16 protein-coding genes are annotated in these 19,629 nt (G+C 38.7%); 13 read left to right on the forward strand and 3 right to left on the reverse strand.

The genetic code is table 11. The annotated features are described in order from the left end of the window. On the forward strand, positions 1–2,655 hold a 2,655-nt coding region (gene rpoC, locus U0M88_RS04500; RefSeq protein ID WP_331869036.1), incomplete at its 5' end, for a DNA-directed RNA polymerase subunit beta'. Between the two features lie 121 nt (positions 2,656–2,776). Here rpoC and U0M88_RS04505 read toward each other — a convergent pair. After that, entirely contained in the window at positions 2,777–4,054 is a 1,278-nt protein-coding gene (locus tag U0M88_RS04505) for an L-cysteine desulfidase family protein (protein WP_331869037.1), read from the reverse strand. Between the two features lie 203 nt (positions 4,055–4,257). On the opposite strand from U0M88_RS04505, the gene glgB reads away from it, so the two are divergent. Together glgB and U0M88_RS04515 are read left to right on the forward strand one after the other, a co-directional pair. Beyond that, positions 4,258–6,084 (forward strand): 1,4-alpha-glucan branching protein GlgB, encoded by a 1,827-nt coding sequence (gene glgB / locus U0M88_RS04510; protein WP_304002701.1) that lies wholly within the window; start codon positions 4,258–4,260, stop codon positions 6,082–6,084. Positions 6,085–6,141: 57 nt separating this feature from the next. Continuing rightward, a complete protein-coding gene (locus U0M88_RS04515) occupies positions 6,142–6,738 on the forward strand; it encodes a class I SAM-dependent methyltransferase (protein WP_331869038.1) in 597 nt (198 codons plus the stop codon). Between the two features lie 11 nt (positions 6,739–6,749). On the opposite strand, the gene U0M88_RS04520 is transcribed toward U0M88_RS04515, so the two are convergent. After that, complete coding sequence (locus U0M88_RS04520) at positions 6,750–9,254, reverse strand: translation factor GTPase family protein (RefSeq protein ID WP_331869039.1); 2,505 nt, start codon at positions 9,252–9,254, stop codon at positions 6,750–6,752. A 62-nt stretch (positions 9,255–9,316) separates the two neighbouring features. Here U0M88_RS04520 and U0M88_RS04525 point away from each other — a divergent pair, with 62 nt between their 5' ends. The 3 genes from U0M88_RS04525 to U0M88_RS04535 all read left to right on the forward strand — a co-directional run bounded on the left by U0M88_RS04525 (position 9,317) and on the right by U0M88_RS04535 (position 11,473). Then, complete coding sequence (locus tag U0M88_RS04525) at positions 9,317–10,027, forward strand: AzlC family ABC transporter permease (RefSeq protein ID WP_331869040.1); 711 nt, start codon at positions 9,317–9,319, stop codon at positions 10,025–10,027. Beyond that, complete coding sequence (locus U0M88_RS04530) at positions 10,024–10,350, forward strand: branched-chain amino acid transporter permease (RefSeq protein WP_117445483.1); 327 nt, start codon at positions 10,024–10,026, stop codon at positions 10,348–10,350. Before U0M88_RS04525 ends, U0M88_RS04530 begins: the two co-directional genes overlap by 4 nt. 103 nt (positions 10,351–10,453) lie before the next feature. After that, positions 10,454–11,473: an acyltransferase family protein gene (locus U0M88_RS04535; RefSeq protein ID WP_320802709.1), complete on the forward strand. Its 1,020-nt coding sequence runs from the start codon at positions 10,454–10,456 to the stop codon at positions 11,471–11,473. Between the two features lie 15 nt (positions 11,474–11,488). Here the strand turns inward: U0M88_RS04535 and pfkB are convergent, their stop codons facing one another. After that, positions 11,489–12,400: a 1-phosphofructokinase gene (gene pfkB / locus U0M88_RS04540; RefSeq protein ID WP_331869041.1), complete on the reverse strand. Its 912-nt coding sequence runs from the start codon at positions 12,398–12,400 to the stop codon at positions 11,489–11,491. Positions 12,401–12,557: 157 nt separating this feature from the next. Between pfkB and U0M88_RS04545 the strand changes: the two genes are divergently transcribed. The 7 genes from U0M88_RS04545 (at position 12,558) to U0M88_RS04575 (ending at position 19,550) form a co-directional block, all read left to right on the forward strand. After that, a complete protein-coding gene (locus tag U0M88_RS04545) occupies positions 12,558–13,823 on the forward strand; it encodes a zinc-binding dehydrogenase (protein WP_331869042.1) in 1,266 nt (421 codons plus the stop codon). Between the two features lie 39 nt (positions 13,824–13,862). Further along, a complete protein-coding gene (locus U0M88_RS04550) occupies positions 13,863–14,624 on the forward strand; it encodes a DeoR/GlpR family DNA-binding transcription regulator (RefSeq protein ID WP_331869043.1) in 762 nt (253 codons plus the stop codon). A 243-nt stretch (positions 14,625–14,867) separates the two neighbouring features. Then, positions 14,868–16,031 (forward strand): PAS domain-containing protein, encoded by a 1,164-nt coding sequence (locus U0M88_RS04555; protein ID WP_331869044.1) that lies wholly within the window; start codon positions 14,868–14,870, stop codon positions 16,029–16,031. Positions 16,032–16,679: 648 nt separating this feature from the next. Beyond that, on the forward strand, positions 16,680–18,200 hold the full coding sequence (locus U0M88_RS04560) for a PTS sugar transporter subunit IIA (RefSeq protein WP_331869045.1): 1,521 nt from the start codon (positions 16,680–16,682) through the stop codon (positions 18,198–18,200). 126 nt (positions 18,201–18,326) lie between these two features. Further along, a complete protein-coding gene (locus tag U0M88_RS04565) occupies positions 18,327–18,614 on the forward strand; it encodes a type II toxin-antitoxin system prevent-host-death family antitoxin (protein WP_117445489.1) in 288 nt (95 codons plus the stop codon). Continuing rightward, a complete protein-coding gene (locus U0M88_RS04570) occupies positions 18,598–18,915 on the forward strand; it encodes a type II toxin-antitoxin system RelE/ParE family toxin (protein ID WP_294687554.1) in 318 nt (105 codons plus the stop codon). Before U0M88_RS04565 ends, U0M88_RS04570 begins: the two co-directional genes overlap by 17 nt. Positions 18,916–19,340: 425 nt before the next feature. After that, positions 19,341–19,550 (forward strand): hypothetical protein, encoded by a 210-nt coding sequence (locus U0M88_RS04575; protein ID WP_117445491.1) that lies wholly within the window; start codon positions 19,341–19,343, stop codon positions 19,548–19,550. Positions 19,551–19,629: the final 79 nt, after the last annotated feature.

Here is a 19,629-nt window from a genome sequence, read left to right on the forward strand (position 1 = left end):
ACATTGCACCGTTTGGGTATTCAGGCCTTCTTACCAAAACTGGTTGAAGGACGTGCTATGCGTCTGCACCCATTAGTATGTACCGCCTTCAACGCCGACTTTGACGGTGACCAGATGGCCATTCACGTACCATTGAGTGAAGAAGCTCGTGCGGAAGCCCTGGTTATGATGTTAGGAAGCCATAATATCTTAGGTCCTAAGGATGGTAAACCAATCGTTACTCCGGGACAGGATATGGTTATGGGTAACTTCTATCTGACCATGGAAGAAACCAAACAAGAGTTAGAAGAAGAAGCCCAGCGTTATGAAGAAAAAGATTGTCCAAAAGAAGCCGCACAATGGAGAACCTATGCCGCTAATGAAGGACATGTTTACTTAGATGAAAAAGAAGTGATGATGGCCTACCAGACAGGACAGGTACATCTGCATTCACGTATTGCCTTGCCGGTACGTGGCTTAAAGAAAACAAGCTTCGATCTGATTCATGAAAATGATTATTTAGTGACAACGGTCGGAAAATTGATCTTTAACTCAATGTTCCCGGAAGACTTCCCATATTTGAATGAAGTCTCAAAGGAAAACTTTGAAAAAACACCGGATAAATATTTTGTACAGTCGGGAATGGATGTTAAGAAATACATTGCGAATTTAAAAATCACACCGGCTGTTAAGAAAAAAGATTTAGGAAAAGTCATTGCCGAAGTCTTCAACCGTTATTCTGTTGATCAGACAGCTGAAATTCTGGACCAGATCAAATCCATGGGATTTAAATATTCGACAGTTGCGGGTATTACGGTATCTTTAAGCGATATCGAGGTGGCACCAAACAAAGAAGAACATGTCGAATATGGTCGTAAGAAAGCCGAAGAACTAAAACGTCTGCAGAAAAAAGGTATGTTGACGATGGAAGAATGGGAACGCCATTTGAATAAGCTTTGGGAAAATGTAAAGGATGAAATTGCCGATGAATTGTTGGCTAATCTGCCTCGTAAAAACCCAATCAATATGATGGCTCGTTCCGGTGCCCGTGGTAACCGTTCTAACTTTACACAGTTGGCCGGTATGCGTGGATTGATGGCCAAACCGGGTCATGGTAAATCCAGCGGGGGCGAATATGTATCCTCTATTATCGAGGTACCGATCTACTCTTGTTTCCGTGAAGGATTGAACGTATCCGAATTCTTTACCAGTACACATGGTGTGCGTAAAGGTTTGACCGATACTGCCTTGAAAACAGCCGAGTCTGGATATCTGACTCGTCGTTTGGTTGACGTTGCCCAGGATGTCATCATCAAAGAAGACGACTGTGGAACCGACCGCGGTTATTGGGTAGAAGCATTAGTCGATCGCAAGAACAATACAGTGATCGAACCATTGATGGATCGTTTGATCGGACGTTACTCAAAACAAGATGTGACCGATCCAAAAACAGGCGAACTGATCATTGCCAGTGATGAGTTCATTACCGAAGAATTGGCAAAACGTATCGTCGATACAGGTATCGAAGGTATGTATATCCGTTCTGTATTTACTTGTAAATCTCGTTCCGGTGTATGTCGTAAGTGTTACGGACGTAACATGGCAACCGGAAAAGATGTTGAAGTGGGTGAAGCTATTGGTATCATGGCGGCACAAAGTATCGGTGAGCCAGGTACACAGCTGACCATGCGTACATTCCATACCGGTGGTGTTGCCGGTTCCGGAACCGGAGATATCACACAAGGTTTGCCTCGTGTTGAGGAGTTGTTTGAAGCTCGTTGTCCAAAAGGGGTAGCGGTTATTGCCCAGATCAGCGGTGAGATCACTTCAATTGAACGTATTGAAGGTACAATGCGTCAGGAAGTTATCATTACCAGTGAAAGCGAAAGCATTTCACACAAGATCAATGCCAACCAGACCATGCGTCCGTGGGTACAGGTCGGTGAACATATCGAAGCCGGTACGGCTTTGACAGAAGGACCGCTAGATCCAAAAGAACTGCTTCGTGTAGCCGGTGTACGTGAAGTGCAGGACTACATCTTGAAGGAAGTTAAGAAGGTTTACCAGTCTCAGGGTATCGAAATTTCCGATAAGCACCTGGAAGTTATGATTAAACAGATGATGAAACGTGTCATCGTAACCGACAGTGGCGATACCGACTTGAATGTAGGTGTGCAGTTATCTTTGAACAACATCACTAAGATCAACCGTGATGCCTTGTTGACAGGAAAAACACCGGCACAGTTTAAACCGGTATTGTTAGGTATTTCCAAGGCCTCTGTAGAAACGGATTCTTTCCTTTCTGCGGCAAGTTTCCAGGAAACAACAAAAGTACTTACCGATGCGACCATCAAAGGTAAAGTCGATCATTTGATTGGTTTGAAGGAAAACGTTATTATCGGTAAACTGATTCCGGCAGGAACGGGATGTACCGGTAATCGACCTCAAAATGAACTGGTTAAAGAAAAGGCAAAAGAGCTTCGTGATAAACGTTTAGCTCGTATGCACCAAAACGAAGATGAAGAATTCGATAAGATCGTAGGGGCAAATTCTTTAGATGAAGAAGCAAGCCTGCATGAAGATGTCGCTGAGGCAGAAAGCATTCTTGGGGATGCAAGTCTGGATGCGGAATCAATCGATATTCATGAATCCGATTCAACATTAAGTGCTGAATAGATGTGAAAAAGAGGACTCAAAATTGAATCCTCTTTTTTCGTACCTATTAAAACCAAATGTATGCCAAACAAATATAGGCAACAGTATGGTACTATAAGGAGCTCTGGTTTTTTCTTTTTCATCAACAACGATTACCGGTCATGATCTCAATGATTTCTTTATCTGTTTCTTTCATACCTTCCTTGGCTAATAAAGAAATGTTTCGGATCGTATTTTCTACACCTTTGGTCACAATACCTTCCCCATCTTTGAACTGCTGGCCGTTTTTATACATTTCATAGCCTAAATAACCGGCTTCCAAAGCGCTGGCAATCTTGGCCGCACAGCTCGGTTTAGCACCATCACAAACTGTACCGGAAATCATGGCAATTCCATTGACCAAAGTATGAGATATCGCATGCAGATCACCGCCTTCCAGATAACAGATACCACAGGCGGCTCCTACACCGGCACTGACAACACCACAATAGGCGCTTAACTTTCCAATGCCATATTTTAAATGCATGGTGATCAAATTGGAAATCAAAAGTGCTCGATATAATTTTTCCGAGCTTAGATTCTTTTCTTTTGCCCAGACGATAACAGGAATACTGGCAGTCATTCCCTGATTGCCGCTTCCGGAATTGATGATAACAGGCAACTCACATCCGCTCATTCGAGCATCACTGCCAGCTGCCGCATAGGCTTTTGCCTTGTTGAGAAGATTATCAGGATTTCTTTCTAAAAGAATCTTACCAATATTTGCTCCATAGCTTTCTGTTATTCCTTTTTGGGCAATAGCCATGTTATAAGAGATCTGACGATCCAAGGTTTCTTTGACATCCTCTAAATTTGCGCATTTGGCAAAATCAATGATATCTTTAACGCGCATAAAGGAATGATCAACAGTACTTGATTCAGAAATGGTTTTCCCATCAAAGATGAGCTCTCCATCTTTCTTGATCCATAGGATATGATCGTGCCCACCGGCAATACGAACTGAAACAGAATGTGATTCACTATGCAGCGTCACAATCAGATCTAATGGAATTACAGAATCTAACGGCTTAACGGTAATAGGAACCGATTTCAAAAAAGAATGTATGTTTTCTTTTTGTTCTTTGGATACCTGACTGATGACTTCCAGCTTTTTATCGGCATCTCCCGCAACGATTCCGGCTGCGGCTGCCGCCTCAATTCCTTTTAGGCCATCCGTATTCGGTACTGTCACGCTTTTAACGTTCTTTATGATATTTCCACTGGCTTCAATAAGAACCCGAGCACAATTTTCACCTAAATTTTTAAAGGCTGTGGCAGCGCAATAGGCGATAGCAATCGGCTCGGTACATCCCATGGCAGGAACCAGTTCATTTTTTAATGCGTTCACATAATTTTGGTAATTGATATCGGATTGATTCATAGTTAAACACCCTTTCGCAAGAGATATTTTCCCATAGATTTTTAAGAGTTTCAATACGATTATACGAAACTTAAAAAGTGTCCAATTTTTATTAGACATTTTGTTTTATTTGTGTAATCGTTATCATTTTGTCTAAAAAGCATCTTTTCTAACGTTTTAAAGCGTTGTAAAATAGAAGATGAAGTTAAGGAGGTTCGGGTTTTATGGACCATAAAAAGACAAAAGCCTTTTTCGAAGGAAGAGAATTAAGAGCGTATAATATTTTCGGAGCGCATGTCAAACCAAAATCCGTTGAATTTAAAGTTTGGGCACCTCATGCTCAATCCATTTCCGTTATCGGAACATTTAACAACTGGGATGAAAAAAAGAATGTCATGAAGAAAGATGACCAGGGTATTTGGTCTTGTACGATACGAAATGCCAAAGAAGGAGATTCTTATAAATATCGTGTCGTGCGTGCAAATGGAGATACGATTGATAAAGTCGATCCCTATGCCTTTTATAGTGAGTTAAGACCCAATAATGCCAGTATCATTTCTTCTTTGAAATTTGATGAATGGGAAGATCAAGAATGGATGAAGAAACGAAACAAAGGTTTTGATTCACCGGTGAATATTTATGAAATGCACGTAGGAAGCTGGATCAAGGACGAAGATATGGAAGAATTCGTACATTATGACCAGATCATTGAAGAATTGATTATTCACTGTAAGCAAAAACATTATACTCATGTAGAAGTTATGCCTTTAAATGAATATCCGTTTGATGGCTCATGGGGCTATCAGTGTACAGGATATTTCTCCAGCACATCACGTTATGGAACAAATAAACAGCTGATGCGTTTTGTCAATGAACTGCATAAGGCGGGTATCGGTGTCATCATGGATTTTGTGCCGGTTCACTTTGTACGTGATGATTATGCACTTCGTCTGTTTGATGGAACACCAACGTATGAGTACGATCGAGAAGAAGATGCCAATTCCCAATGGGATACATTAAACTTTAACCTGTGGAAAGAAGAAGTGCGCTCTTTCTTGATGAGTGCTGCCAATTTCTGGCTGGAAGTGTATCATTTTGATGGATTGCGCATGGATGCGATTTCCAATGCGATCTATTGGCACGGCAATAAAAACAATGGTGTTAATGAAGGTGCCTGTGATTTCATGAAACGGATGAATTATATGCTGAATGAAGCACATAACGGAAGTATTATGTTGATTGCGGAAGATTCTACCGATTTTCCAAATGTCACAAAATCTACATTGGATGGTGGACTTGGATTTGACTATAAATGGGATATGGGATGGATGAATGATACCTTAGCTTATTTAAAGAAAGATCCAATTTATCGCCAATGGCATCACTATGATGTGACTTTCTCTATGGCTTATTTCTATTCAGAACGTTTTATCTTGCCGTTTAGCCATGATGAAGTGGTACACGGAAAGTGTACGATCGTAGATAAGATGTGGGGAAGTTACGATGATAAATTTGCCCAGGCACGTGCTTTATATACGTATATGTTTACGCATCCTGGTAAGAAACTGAACTTTATGGGAAATGATATCGGACAGCTGCGTGAATGGGATGAACAAAAGAGCTGTGACTGGTTCTTGCGTGAATATCCGATGCATGACGCCTTTGAACATTTCTTTGAAGACTTAGGCAAGTTATATTACGAAAATGATGCCTTCTGGAATAAAGATTATGACTGGTCCAGTTTCCAATGGATCGATGCGGATAATCAATCGCAAAATATGTTCTCCTATATTCGTAGAGGGGAAAAGAAAGATTATGTCATTATTTTAAACTTCTCTACGAATGGTTATGATCACCAACAATTCGGTGTACCGGATAAAGGGGTCTATAAAGAAGTATTGAATACACAATGGAAGAAATATCATGGTACCTGGGATAATGAGACACCACAGACATGTCACTCTATCCGTATTCCTAGACATAATCAGCCATTCATGATTGAAGTGAATGTACCGGCTTTAGGAGCTGTTGTCTTTGAAGTAGAAAAGTAAAGAAATTGCGCTGACTTAGTGTTGGCGCATTTTTATTTTCCAATGTATAATGGAAGCATGAGTCAGTATTTTGAAAATGATAAGACCTTACAAGATAAGCCACAGATTCTTTCTTTTCAGATCAACGGAAAATCTTATAGACTTCATTCCAATTCCGGAGTTTTCAGTAAAGATAAATTGGATACCGGAACAAGGATCTTGTTGGAGACGGTGTTAAAAGAAGAGGATAGACCTTCTTCGATGTTGGATCTTGGATGTGGTATCGGGCCTGTTGGTATCGTTTGTCAAAGAGAATGGAATGCCCAAGTGACCATGATTGATATCAATGAAAAGGCTGTTGAACTTGCGAAAAAGAACATAGTCGAAAATCATGTACAAGCGCATGTGTTTTGCCAGGATGGTGTGCACGAAGGTCAATTTGAATGTATTTTATTGAATCCGCCGATTCGTACCGGGAAAAAAGTGATTTATCGCTTGTTTGATGAATGTCTGGAACATTTGGAAAATGATGGCCGCTTTTGGCTGGTGATGCGTAAACAACACGGTGCTCAAAGTGCTATTCAGTATTTGGAAGAAAAAGAGTGTACGGTACGAAAAGTAAATCGTGATAAAGGTTTTTGGGTCTTTGTGGCACAAAAGAAAAGCATTGCGTAAGCAAGCAGGATTTAGTGATTCTGCTGCAGATGATGCAATGCTTTTTTGTTGATCGATAGGGCTTGGTTTTCCAGTTCTTTGCTGGACATACGACGCGCCCCGTTTGCCAAGATGGAATTTTGAATCAAGCCATCACTGGTGGCCACCGTGATGCGATATTTATCTTTTAGCTCATGAACCTTTCTTTCAATGTACTGATCGGCACTCTGCCCGGTTCTTGTATAGATGACATCCAATCCACCCTGTCGATAAGATGAACCATAATTATTAGGAACTCGATATCCATCAAACACCAACAAGATCTTGATTTGTCGATAACCTTGATAATTAGAAATCGCATCGATTAGGGCATCACGAGCCGATTCTATATTGTGAGTAGCCAAAAGTTTTAAATTGTCCCAGCTGTAGATCATGTTATAGCCGTCAATGATCAAGCAGTCTTCTTTTCTTTGCACAACTTCTTTTGGTTGTGTATCAAAATCAATTTTCTTTTTAGGCTTTCTCGGTTTCTTTTCTTCTTTTTTATTTCGTCCGCCAAGACTGTTGAAGACTTTCTTCAGTTCCTCTTCTTTGACGGTATGCTTAACTGCCTGATAAGAGGAAGTGTTTTGATTCTTGGTTTGAATATGCATATATTCCTGGACTTCATCATAAGGAACATAGAAGCCGGAACCATGGGCACAGAAGACAGATCCGGTTGGATTTCTGAGATCGGATTCGCTGTCATATCCAATTTCCTCAACGATTTTATCCTGCTCTTCACTGGGATAATAGCCATCGAGTGCACAACTGAATTTTCCTAGTCCTTTTGTGTAGGCAATGACTTCATTTTGATAGTTCATCATGGTACGTACCGGGGCAATCCCTGTGATTTCCATCTGTTGTGCATCGATTTCTTTGATTTCTACCTTTGCCTTTCTTAGATCTAAATCATAGAGGGCTTTACTTAGACGCTGTGATGGTAAAGTCAATGTAAATCGATAATACGGCTCCAGCAGGATAGACTGTGCCATTTTTAATCCCTGGCGTACAGCGCGATATGTGGCTTGTCGAAAGTCACCGCCTTCGGTATGTTTTAAATGACTTTTACCGGCAATCAGTGTGATTTTCATGTCGGTGATCGGTGAACCGGTCAAAACCCCTCGATGTACTTTTTCCTGTAGATGGCTTAGGATCAATCTTTGCCAGTTTAAAGCTAAATCATCACTTTTGACTTCATTTTCAAACTGTAACCCTTTTCCACGAGGTAAGGGATCCAGTCGAACATGAACCTCGGCATAATGACGTAAAGGCTCAAAGTGCCCCATACCTATGACACTATCGGCAATCGTTTCTTTATAGAGCACATGATCCAAACCAAATCCGACAGTTACACCACTGAGTTCCTGAATTCTCTTTTGGAGGACCTCCATTTGTATTTCGCCCATAAGGCGTAAAGAAATCTGATGGGTATTTTCATTATATTCGATTTCAAGGCTGGGATCTTCTTTCATCAGTTGATCGCAGACTGGCATCATTTCAATCGGTTTTTTATCTGGCGGCAACAACAGACGATAATTTAAATAGGCAGATAGAGAAGGGGCAAGACTGTCTTTTTCAAAACCAAGTCCCTGGCCAATAGAAAGGTTTTCTATTCCTTTTAAGCTAACGACCATACCGGCATGTGCTTGTGTCAGCAGCTGATAGCTTTGACCATTGTACAATCGAATTTGATCGACTTTTTCTGTTTCTGTGATCATTTGTTTTGGCTTTAGGCTTCCTCCGGTAATCTTGATGTGGGTTAAGCGATTTCCCTGTTCATCTTTTGTGATCTTAAAGACGCGGGCACCAAATTCACTTGGATATTCTTTTTCCAGAGATAAATCAATGATCGTATCCATCAATCGTTCAATGCCTTCATTTTTAAGAGCACTTCCAAAAAGAACCGGAAAAAATGTTCGTTTGGCAAAGCTGATTTGTAAGCTGTCTTTGAATAATGTGTTGTTCTCTAAATACTCATTCAATAACGCTTCATCACATAAAGAGATTTGTTCCTGGGCATCCTCTAAAGTTATATCAACGATATTCGATGATAAATGTGTCTGCAGATCGTGTAACAGATCGGTTTGCGATTGATAGGATATATCCATCTTATTGACAAAGATCAAGACAGGAACATGGTAGTGCTCTAAACATTCCCAGATGGTTTTGGTATGGGATTGTACTCCATCCTGCCCATTGATCAACAATACGGCCAGATCCAACACTTGTAAAGAACGCTCCATCTCACTGGAAAAATCAATATGGCCGGGTGTATCGATAATGGTGATATCGGTATCTTTATAGTGGAAAAAGGCCTGCTTGGAATAGATTGTGATCCCACGTGCTCTTTCCTGGGCATCGTAGTCTAAAAATGCATCCTGATGATCGACACGACCGGTCTTTTTCAGCTTTCCGGCTATATACAACATACTTTCGATACTGGTGGTTTTTCCGGCATCGACATGGGCTAAAATACCTACGGTTACTTGTTTCATGGTTTCTATTTTATCATGGTTTCATATTGAATGAAGAAAAACTTGGTGGTAAGGTAGTGATCATGAAAACAAATGTAAAAATGAAAGCGTTGAAATGTGCCTTTCCCCATACCATTCCGATCATGACGAGTTTCTTATTCTTGGGGATGTCGTATGGAATTTATATGCATGTATCCGGTTTTAGCTTCTGGTATCCAATGTTGATGGCCATGACGATCTTTGCGGGAAGTGTGGAATTTGTCTGTGTCAATTTTTTGTTGGGGGCTTTTGATCCACTGCAGGCATTTATCGTTACTTTGATCTTAAATGCGCGCCATATTTTTTATGGAATTTCCATGTTGGATCGATTTAAAGGAATGGGTTGGAAAAAGATTTATTTGATCTTTGGTATGTGCGATGAGACTTTTTCTGTGAACTATACAGCCGATATTCCCCAAGATGTAGATCCAGGCTGGTTCATGTTCTTTGTGACCCTGTTGAATCAGATTTATTGGGTATTGGGAGCTACGCTAGGTGGTTTATTTGGGCCTTTGATCACGTTTAATACCGAAGGTTTAGACTTTGTGATGACTGCTATGTTTGTGGTGATCTTTTTAGAACAGTATCTAAAAGATAAGAATCATTTGAATTCGTATATTGGGTTGGGCGTTTCTTTGTTGATGTTGCTGTTTTTTAGTGCGGATAATTTTATGATTCCTGCCATTGCCGGTATCTTAATTTGTTTAAGTGCTGCCAGAAAACGCATGGAAGAAAAGGAGGAGGATACAGTATGAGCCTTGTACAACAGATCATAACGGTGGCCATGTGCGTCTTGGGAACGATGATTACCCGATTTCTTCCTTTTTTAGTCTTTCCGGCCCATAAAGAAACCCCAAAATATATTCAATATTTAGGGAAAGTGTTACCGGGAGCCTTATTTGGACTCTTGATTATTTACTGTTTACGAAATGTCAGTCTATGGAGTGGCAATCATGCGATTCCGGAGCTTTTGGCGATCTTTGTCGTAGTTGGGATTCATCTCTGGAAACGAAATATGTTGTTGTCGATTGCGGCAGGAACGGTATTTTATATGTTACTGGTACAAATGGTATTTTAGAAACATTGTGAGAAATCACAGTGTTTTCTTTTTGTGGATAGAATACTTGTTTTAATAATCGGTCATTAAAAATGATATAATGATTCAATAGAAAGAGTAGAACATGACAGAAAACAGATCCCGTGCCAATATATTCATCGAACAAAATCGATTCTCTTACATAGATATCTTAAGAGGGATCGGCATTTTTTTCGTGGTGCTGGGTCATATTTACTATAATGATGTAGCTTATCGATGGATTTATTCGTTTCATATGCCTTTATTTTTCTTTGCGGCCGGTTGGGTTTATAAAGAGAAACCAATCAGGGACGATATTAAAAAACGACTACAAACCATAGTGCGGCCGTATTTTTGTTTTGGCATGGCAACGATCTTATATTGGCAGTTATTTGAGAAAAGTTTTAGGAGTGCGGATATATCTTTTATACAAGCGATTGAAGGTCTGGTATCTGGTATGTATGAGCATCTGAGTTTTAATGTTCATTTATGGTTTTTACCTTGTTTTTTTATCGTGACCGTATTGTTCAATGCACTTGTAAGAATAGGAAAAAAGTATAGATATGATCTTAGTTTTCCTGTTGTTCTTTGTATGAGTGCAATCTATATCTTTGCCGGGCTGCCTTCTTTACCATGGGGAATAGACAAAGCGTTTGGATATATCCTATTTTATAAAATCGGTTCGTTTTTCTCTTTGTCCAAAGCGGATAAAAGACTACAAGCCCATTCTATTTCTTATCAAAGGGTTTGTATTGTCTTTTTGTTGACGATGAGTTTTTTCTTTTCTTATTGTTTTATAAATCAAGGAATTATGTGGTATGTAACCGCAATGCTTGGTATTGTGTCGGCATGGATATTCTCGGTGCTCTTGCATAAAAATAGGATTTTAGAATACCTGGGTAAGATAAGTCTAGTCATTCTTTGTGTACATGGCCCGGTTTATCGAATACTGATTAAAGTTGTATCTATATTGTTATGTTGGAGCACAGATGCGGTTCGTGAAAATTTTATATTGTCGCTACTTCTTACGGTTCTCACATTAGCTCTATGTGGTATTTGTTTTCAAATCATAAAACGATTCTTTCCTTGGTGCATCGGAAGACAACGAAAAAAAGCTGTTGTTTAAATCGCAACAGCTTTATTAAAGCTTCATGGTTTTCATTAACGCTTCTACTTCTTCTTTGGTGCATAAGTTTTCTGAGAAAGCACTGGCACTGCCACTACATACCCCTTTTAAAAACGCATATTCATAATCATAATTGGATTCGATACAACCGGAGATAAAACCGGCTACCATAGAATCACCGGCACCAACAGAATTGATCACATTTCCTCTCGGAGCCGGTAATCGATATTCTTTGCCACTCTCATCCAATAAAACGGCTCCTTTACCGGCCATGGATACTAAAATATTACGAGCACCCAGCTCCTGCAGCTTATGCGCATAGGGAATCACTTCTTCCTGCGTATTTAAGGTTACATCGAAGATTTCACCTAATTCAATATTATTGGGTTTGATTAGAAACGGATGATAGCGCAAAACTTTCATCAATAACGTATTTGTGGCATCAACTACAACCTTGCAGTGATTCGGCTGTACATATTCTATGATTTGTTCGTACATTGTATCGGGTAATGTACTAGGAATGCTGCCGGAGATAACTAAAATATCCTGGTCGGTTAAAACTTTAAGTTGATCAAACAGCTTTTCAATATCTTCCTGTTGGATAGCAGGTCCCATTCCGTTGATTTCGGTTTCTTCATCGGATTTCATTTTGACATTGATACGGGAAAATCCTTCTTTAACTTGGATAAAGGAAGAAGAGCAGCCAAAGTTTTCCAAACGATGTTCAATTTCTTTTCCGGTAAAACCGGCCATAAAGCCTAATGCTGTGCTTTCATGACCAAAATTTGCTAAAACGATGGCGACGTTGATGCCTTTTCCACCGGGCAGGATCTTTTCATAGGTGGTCTTGTTGATTTGACCGGTCATATAATGATCGACTTGGATAATGTAGTCTAGCGAGGGATTAAAAGTAACGGTATAGATCATAGTAAGTCTCCTTTTCTTTTGATAAAAACAGAATACCATCGAGATTGTTGAAAGTCAAATATAAATTGTTGTTTTAACAGTTGACAACCTATTTTTTAGTGATAATATAAAGCTGTAACTTTTGAAACGACAATAAAAAGGGAAAAGAGTTGTTAAAATGAAAGTTAAGGCAGTACGCTTACATGGGGCGAATGATTTACGGTTAGATGAATTTGAGTTGCCGGAAATTAAAGAAGATGAAATCCTGGTCAAGGTTGTCTCCGACAGCATTTGTATGTCCACTTACAAATGTGCTATTCTAGGAACGAAACACAAGAGGGTGCATGAAGATGTAGCCGATCACCCGGCTATTATGGGACACGAAATGGCCGGTGATATCGTTAAGGTCGGCGCCAAACATCAGGACAAGTTTAAACCGGGTATGAAATTTACATTGCAGCCGGCATTAAACTACAAAGGAACGATGTGGTCACCGGGGTATTCTTATGAGTTTTTCGGAGGCGATGCGACATATTGTATCATTCCTGCCGAGGTCATGGAGTTAGGATGTCTGTTAGAGTATAAAGGAAAAGCGTATTACGAAGCTTCCTTGGCTGAACCGATGTCATGCAGTATTGGAGCATTTAATGCAGCCTATCATACAAAAATAGGCGTTTATACTCATGAGATGGGCATCAAAAAAGGTGGAAAGCTTGCCATCATGGCGGGGGCCGGACCGATGGGATTAGGCGCATTGACCTATGCTTTGCATCGGGATATTCGTCCTGGTATGATTGTGGTGACGGATGTAAACCAGGAACGTTTGGATCGGGCAGCCCATTTATTTCCAATCGAAGATGCCAAAAAAGACGGTATTGACTTGCACTTTGTGAATACAGGTAAATTAGAAGATCCAGTGGCATATTTACGCGAAATGACAGGTGGAACAGGCTTTGATGATGTATTCTGTTATGCACCGGTTGCGGCTGTTGTCGAACAATCCAGTGGCATATTAGGGCGAGATGGCTGTTTGAATTTCTTTGCCGGTCCAACGGATAATCAGTTTAGCGCAAAGATGAATTTCTATGATGTGCATTATAATTCCACGCATGTGATGGGAACAACCGGTGGAAATACAGCGGATATGATAGAATCTTTAGAGTTGACGGCACAAGGTCGAATCAACCCGGCTGTTATGGTAACGCATATTGGCGGTTTGGATGCGGTTGCCGAAACGACATTGAATTTGCCGAAGATCCCCGGAGGAAAGAAATTGATCTATACGCATATCTCTATGCCATTAATCGCATTGGAAGATCTGCGTTCCAAAGAGGCGCAGGATTCTCGTTATGGAAAGCTGGCGGATATTGTGGGAGCTAACAAAGGATTGTGGTGCCCAAAAGCCGAAGAATACCTGTTGAGTCATTTTAAAGAAGAAGCTTAGTCTGTCTGCTCCTGCAGACAGGCTGCAGGAGGTTTATATATGGAAGGTATGGAAAAGCGAAGAAATGATATCGTTCGCTATGTCAATGAACAAGGAAATGTAACGTTTAATCAATTGAAGGAACATTTTCCATCAGTTTCGGATATGACATTAAGGACCGATTTAAAAGCATTGGATGAGCAACAAAAGCTGGTTCGTATCCATGGAGGCGCGAAGTCTTTGGAAATCGTTACAGGAAATGATGATGTATTAAAGAAACGTTATATTCGAAATACAGAAGAGAAGAAGATAATTGCCCATAAGGCGTTAGAACTGGTGAAACCAAATCAAACAATTTTTATTGATTCTGGCAGTACAACAACCATGTTGTCGAATGTTTTAAAGGATCAGCCTTGTACCATCTTCACCAATTCGATTTCCTGTGCAGTAGAGCTGTCTCGCTTGAAACAGGCTCATTGTATGTTAGCTGGAGGAACCATCAATGTAAACTCTTTGTCACTGACAGGGGTTGATGCGGTTCAATTTTTGGAACATGTCAATTTTGATACTGTATTTATGGGTGTGACTTGTTTCAGTAAAAATTCTGGTTTTACGTGTGAATCGTATCAGGATGCACAGGTAAAAAGAATTGTGATTCAAAATGCCCGCAAGGTCGTGATCTTGATGGATTCTTCTAAAATCGATAAAGATGGCTCTTATCAATTCTGTTCGATGAAAGAAGCCGATATCATAGTCAGTGATTTCCATCTTCCTGAATCATTTAAAGAAGAATGTGAAAGTATGGGGGTATCGATTTATTAATTTTTCCCTAAGATCTCTTTTACTTAATAATGGACAATTCAGTGCCTGGGACAAATTTACTGTGTGAATGTTTTATATTGTATCGTAAGAAAAACTAAAGACAGTTCATCTATAGTGTTTTATGTATAACTATATTCAATGTGCTTACCGCTAGTACCTGTAAAAGATAAAACATCTAATAAATGCAGCCACTTTTAGTGTATACTAAAACTGAGAAAAAGATAAAACGCAAGGAGGAAAATCATGGAAAATAAAATTGAGCGTTTAATTGCGTATGTAGATCAACTTTTAGTTACGGATGATAAAGTAACTTTATATGAATCCTATAAAGACACGATTGAATCCATTCAACCAAAAGACATTTTTCTAGTACAAAACCATCGCATCAAAAATGGATTATCTCATGAAGAAGCATTAAAACAAGTACCTATGTTAATGAATTTGTTTGGACAACATTTAGAAAAATATATCATACAAGATTTAGATGAAAATACCTTTCTTGGATCGTTATTACAAGAAAATGAATGTTTAGATCAATATTTATTACATCTCCAAAAAGTGATTGTTCAATTACCAGAACCAAACACCAAAAAACAATTAATAGAACGTGTTTGTCATCTGGACGATTATGATAAACACATGAAAAAATTAGAGAATATCTTGTTTCCATTTTTAGAAAAAACAGATCCATGTTTTGAAGGTGTAAGCCTGATGTGGTCTATGAATAATAAGGCTAGAGAAATATTAAAGAAGGTAAAACTAGATCTTGAACAAAATTGTGAAGAGTCCACAGTACAAAAGGATTTAGGTGAATTGTATGTCACTTATTCAAGCCTTATCGTTATGCAAAAACGGATATTAATCCCATGTGCAAAAGAAGAAATGGATGACAAAACGGATAAAAAATTACTTCAGGAAAGTTTTGAATATGGTTTTGCTTTTATGGATGAGCCGAATGTATCTTTTGATCAACATACAGAAGGAACTAAAGATTTACCACAAGGATATATTGATTTACAAACAGGAAGAATGAATGTAGAACAATTGATTGGAGTGTTTTCAAGCTTGCCGGTTGATATTACTTTTGTGGATGAGCATGATAAAGTGGCCTTCTTTTCAAAACCTAAAGATCGTATATTCGCTCGCTCTGTTTCTGTTATTGGAAGAAATGTACGCAATTGTCATCCATCAGCGAGTGTACATATTGTAGAAGATATTCTTGAAGGTTTTAAAAGTGGTAAAAGACAGAGTGAGTCGTTTTGGATTCAAATGCGCGGTCAGTTTATTTTGATACAATATTTTTCGGTCCGTAATGATCAAGGGAAATACTTAGGATGCTTAGAAGTAAGCCAGGAAATAAGTCATATTAAAAAACTGGAGGGTGAAAAGCGATTACTTGATCGATAGTATTCAAATGAGACTGTTCCAAATACTAAAGATTTATAATATAAAAACCAGGATTGTATTGATTAAACTATGCAGTCCTTTTATTTGTGGATATTTAAAAATGGATGAAGTATAAGTTATGTTTGAATACCCAGGATCTGTATGGAAAATGATTGAAATTATTGTGATTTGATTGAATGTAGCTTTCTGGCTTCTTCTATATTTGATGAATTTGAATCTAAGTTATTTTAAATATCATGATATCATGAATGTGTTTAAATTTCTTTTTCTAATTAGGGATGTGTTCCTTTGTTATGCTTGAAAGTAAAGTCTGAATTAGCTTGATGTACAGGTTTGGTTGTGTAGTGATTTTTGGGATATATAGTATGATAAGAAGTACCGGACTTACCATTTCTAATAGTTTGAATCGAAGTAAATTATTCATTTTTTAGGATAGAGTATTCCATTATTTCCACTATGGATTTGATTATAGCGTTAATTTAAGCTAGAAACAAAATGATGCGAAGCGGATGATCTGGTGGGAATGATGGATAAAAGACATGGAAAACGGATTATTTTGGATGGTAAAAAAGAGAAAAGCATAGTGTATTGGTTCATATTTTATTGTTTTGAAGCTAAAAAGCGATAAATTCTAAAAAATTCGATCAGATGATGGAAGGGCATATGCCTGCCGATTTCGAGATATTGATCAATAATTTCTCGGTCGGTATTTTTGGTATGATCCCGGCGATTTTCGGGTATTACCTGATCGGTCCGTTGATGGAAGCTATCTTAGCGATATTAATGATGGGGGTTAACGTTCTCATCAATCATGCCCTTTTACCACTGGTAGCGATTTTTGTGGAACCGGCCAAAGTCTTGTTCTTAAATAATGCGATCAATCATGGCATTTTTACACCGATTGGTATTGAACAAGCTTCTCAAACCGGTCGCTCGATTATGTATATGCTGGAGGCCAATCCTGGGCCGGGACTCGGCGTGTTGTTAGCTTATTGGATCTTTTCCAAGGATCAGGCAACTAAAGATTCCGCACCGGGTGCGATCATCATTCATTTCTTTGGTGGAATTCATGAGATTTATTTCCCTTATATTTTAATGAATCCGATCGTGATCATTGCACCGATTTTAGGAAACATATGCGCGATTGCCTTCTATGCATTGATGGGATGTGGCTTGCAGGGGCCGGCTTCTCCGGGATCGATCATTGCGTTTATGTCGATGGCTCCCAAGGATGCGATCATTCCTACCGCAATAGGCGTTATTCTTGCCGCCGGTGTTTCTTTTGCGATTGCCAGTCCGATCATTAAAATGACAAGTACAAAATCACAGTCTTTGGAAGAAGCCCAAAATCAAGTCAGTGGAATGAAAGCACAGGCAAAAGGATTGATCAGTGCACAAAATATTTTCAATGCGAAGAAAATTGTCTTTGCCTGTGATGCCGGTATGGGATCCAGCGCAATGGGTGCAACAAAATTTAGAAATCGATTAAAAGCAGTTCGTCCGGATATTGTAGTGACAAATACTTCAGTCGATAATATACCTTCGGATGGTGACATTGCCGTTGTGCAAACGGTACTGCAGGACCGGGCAAAGGCATGTGCGCCACAGGCGGTTTTAGTAACAATCAAGAATTTTTTGGCCGATCCGGCCCTTGATGAATTGTATTTCCAGCTTTCTACCGGAGATGCTTTAGTGACAGAGGCAACACCGGAAGAACCGGAAGAAGAATTAAGCTCTTTATTCGCATCGGATGTATTGATCAAAGATGGCATTCTGTTAGGACAAAAATCAGTTTCTAAAGAAGAAGCCATTACTGCTGCCGGCGAGCTGTTAGTTCAACTAGGCTATGTTACGGAAGATTATGTACCAGCCATGTTAGAGCGTGAAAAGATCGTCATGACCTATATCGGTATGGGACTAGCCATTCCGCATGGTACGACACATGGAGATGATACCATCAAGAAAACCGGTATTGTGCTGTTGCAGTATCCAGATGGTGTAATATTCGGTGAAGAAAAAGCGCAGCTTGTCATCGGCATTGCCGGCAAAGGCGGAGAACATATGGAAGTCTTATCCAAAGTTTGTACTGCACTGGAAGATGAAGTGGTCTTAGAAAAAATGAAAACCACACAGGATAAAGACTGGATCTTACAGATTTTAACAAAATAAGGATTTTAAACAATCAATCATAATATACACTTTAAGCCAGGATATCATAGAATTCTGGCTTTTATTCTACAAATATAGCACTTTTCGTGTATAATATTGATATAATTATACTATGAGGAGGAAGTTATGAACATTAGACCATCTGCAGCTATTCGCCAAAACTATAATGAAATTGCTGATCTTTGCCGGCAAACTAAAGAACCTGTTTTCTTGACGAAAAATGGTGAGGGAGATTTGGTTGTAATGGATTTGGAGACTTATGAGCAAAGAGAGAAAATGTTGAAATTACGGGAAGAGTTAGTCTCTGTTGAAGAAGAACGCCTCCTTGGCAACACTGGATATAGCGTAGATCAGGTATCCAAAATGATGAACGAGATAATTGAAGAGGTTGTTAAAAATGGAAGAAATGAATGAATATCAAGTCATTGTATCGCAGAAGGCAACAAAGATATTGGTATCTCATGCGGCTTTTTTGGCACAGGTTAGCCCAGAAGCAGCAAGGAAACTAACGAAGGACTTTCAAGAAACATCTTCTTCACTTTCATTTATGCCAACTCGTTATCCATGGTTGGACAGTGAGTATATTGCGAAATATAAATACCGCTATGTCATTTTTGGAAAAAGATATTTAATGATTTATCAAATCATTAATAAAAAGGTTTATGTGGATTATGTCGTAGATTGTCGTCAAGACTATGCTTGGTTAATTAAGTAAAGAAAACTAATCAGGGTGATTTTCATCCTGATTAGTTTTATACTCTTTTATAAAGGCTTGTTGAAAGGAAATAATTCGAATAAATGAAAAAAGTTTATGATCTTAATAGTGTTATACTATATATAGTCGATAGAAAATAAAGGTAATGATGATGGAATAAAATATTGCTCAAAATAGTATAAAATTAAAAAACACCGTGTGATATCTGAAGAAAAGTTAAAGGTGTTAGTAAATTCGAATCACTTTAATTATGAATATGACAGGTTATATTAAGCTTAAAAAATGGTGTTGGATTGAGTAAGGCTTAAATTCTAGTTTATGAAATGCTTGAGGATATTTTAAAAGATTCAAACATATGAAGATTCATAAAGAACAGGTAGCAAGATGAAAACAAAAACAATAGTATTCAAAAACAACTTATTGAAATGATAGATTATATTGAATCAAACGGATTGAAAATGGGCAGAGATACTGTAAATTTCATTATTGATAAATATTATAAATCGATAGATGACTTGGAAACAAGGTTATCTGAAGCAGATCATCTTGCGGAAATGACGGATGAAAAATATACACATGATGAAGTTTTTGAGAGGATTAGAAAGAGATTAAAAGGAAAGAAAGATTTATTTTGACAGAAATGGAAGGAATTCAAAAAGTGTTCTAAAACTTAAAAAACGATAAATTACAATAATTTACCGTTCAAACTACTAT

The organism is Faecalicoccus sp., from assembly GCF_036552745.1.
Lineage (GTDB): Bacteria > Bacillota_I > Bacilli_A > Erysipelotrichales > Erysipelotrichaceae > Faecalicoccus.

Coding starts and splice junctions, on each gene's coding strand:
- U0M88_RS04545 (WP_331869042.1), top strand. CDS start 12,558: ATGAAAGTTAAGGCAGTACGCTTACATGGGGCGAATGATTTACGGTTA.
- U0M88_RS04570 (WP_294687554.1), top strand. CDS start 18,598: ATGGAAGAAATGAATGAATATCAAGTCATTGTATCGCAGAAGGCAACA.
- U0M88_RS04515 (WP_331869038.1), top strand. CDS start 6,142: ATGAGTCAGTATTTTGAAAATGATAAGACCTTACAAGATAAGCCACAG.
- U0M88_RS04555 (WP_331869044.1), top strand. CDS start 14,868: ATGGAAAATAAAATTGAGCGTTTAATTGCGTATGTAGATCAACTTTTA.
- pfkB (WP_331869041.1), bottom strand. CDS start 12,400: ATGATCTATACCGTTACTTTTAATCCCTCGCTAGACTACATTATCCAA.
- U0M88_RS04565 (WP_117445489.1), top strand. CDS start 18,327: ATGAACATTAGACCATCTGCAGCTATTCGCCAAAACTATAATGAAATT.
- U0M88_RS04560 (WP_331869045.1), top strand. CDS start 16,680: ATGATGGAAGGGCATATGCCTGCCGATTTCGAGATATTGATCAATAAT.
- glgB (WP_304002701.1), top strand. CDS start 4,258: ATGGACCATAAAAAGACAAAAGCCTTTTTCGAAGGAAGAGAATTAAGA.
- U0M88_RS04575 (WP_117445491.1), top strand. CDS start 19,341: ATGATAGATTATATTGAATCAAACGGATTGAAAATGGGCAGAGATACT.
- U0M88_RS04505 (WP_331869037.1), bottom strand. CDS start 4,054: ATGAATCAATCCGATATCAATTACCAAAATTATGTGAACGCATTAAAA.
- U0M88_RS04525 (WP_331869040.1), top strand. CDS start 9,317: ATGAAAACAAATGTAAAAATGAAAGCGTTGAAATGTGCCTTTCCCCAT.
- U0M88_RS04550 (WP_331869043.1), top strand. CDS start 13,863: ATGGAAGGTATGGAAAAGCGAAGAAATGATATCGTTCGCTATGTCAAT.
- U0M88_RS04530 (WP_117445483.1), top strand. CDS start 10,024: ATGAGCCTTGTACAACAGATCATAACGGTGGCCATGTGCGTCTTGGGA.
- U0M88_RS04535 (WP_320802709.1), top strand. CDS start 10,454: ATGACAGAAAACAGATCCCGTGCCAATATATTCATCGAACAAAATCGA.
- U0M88_RS04520 (WP_331869039.1), bottom strand. CDS start 9,254: ATGAAACAAGTAACCGTAGGTATTTTAGCCCATGTCGATGCCGGAAAA.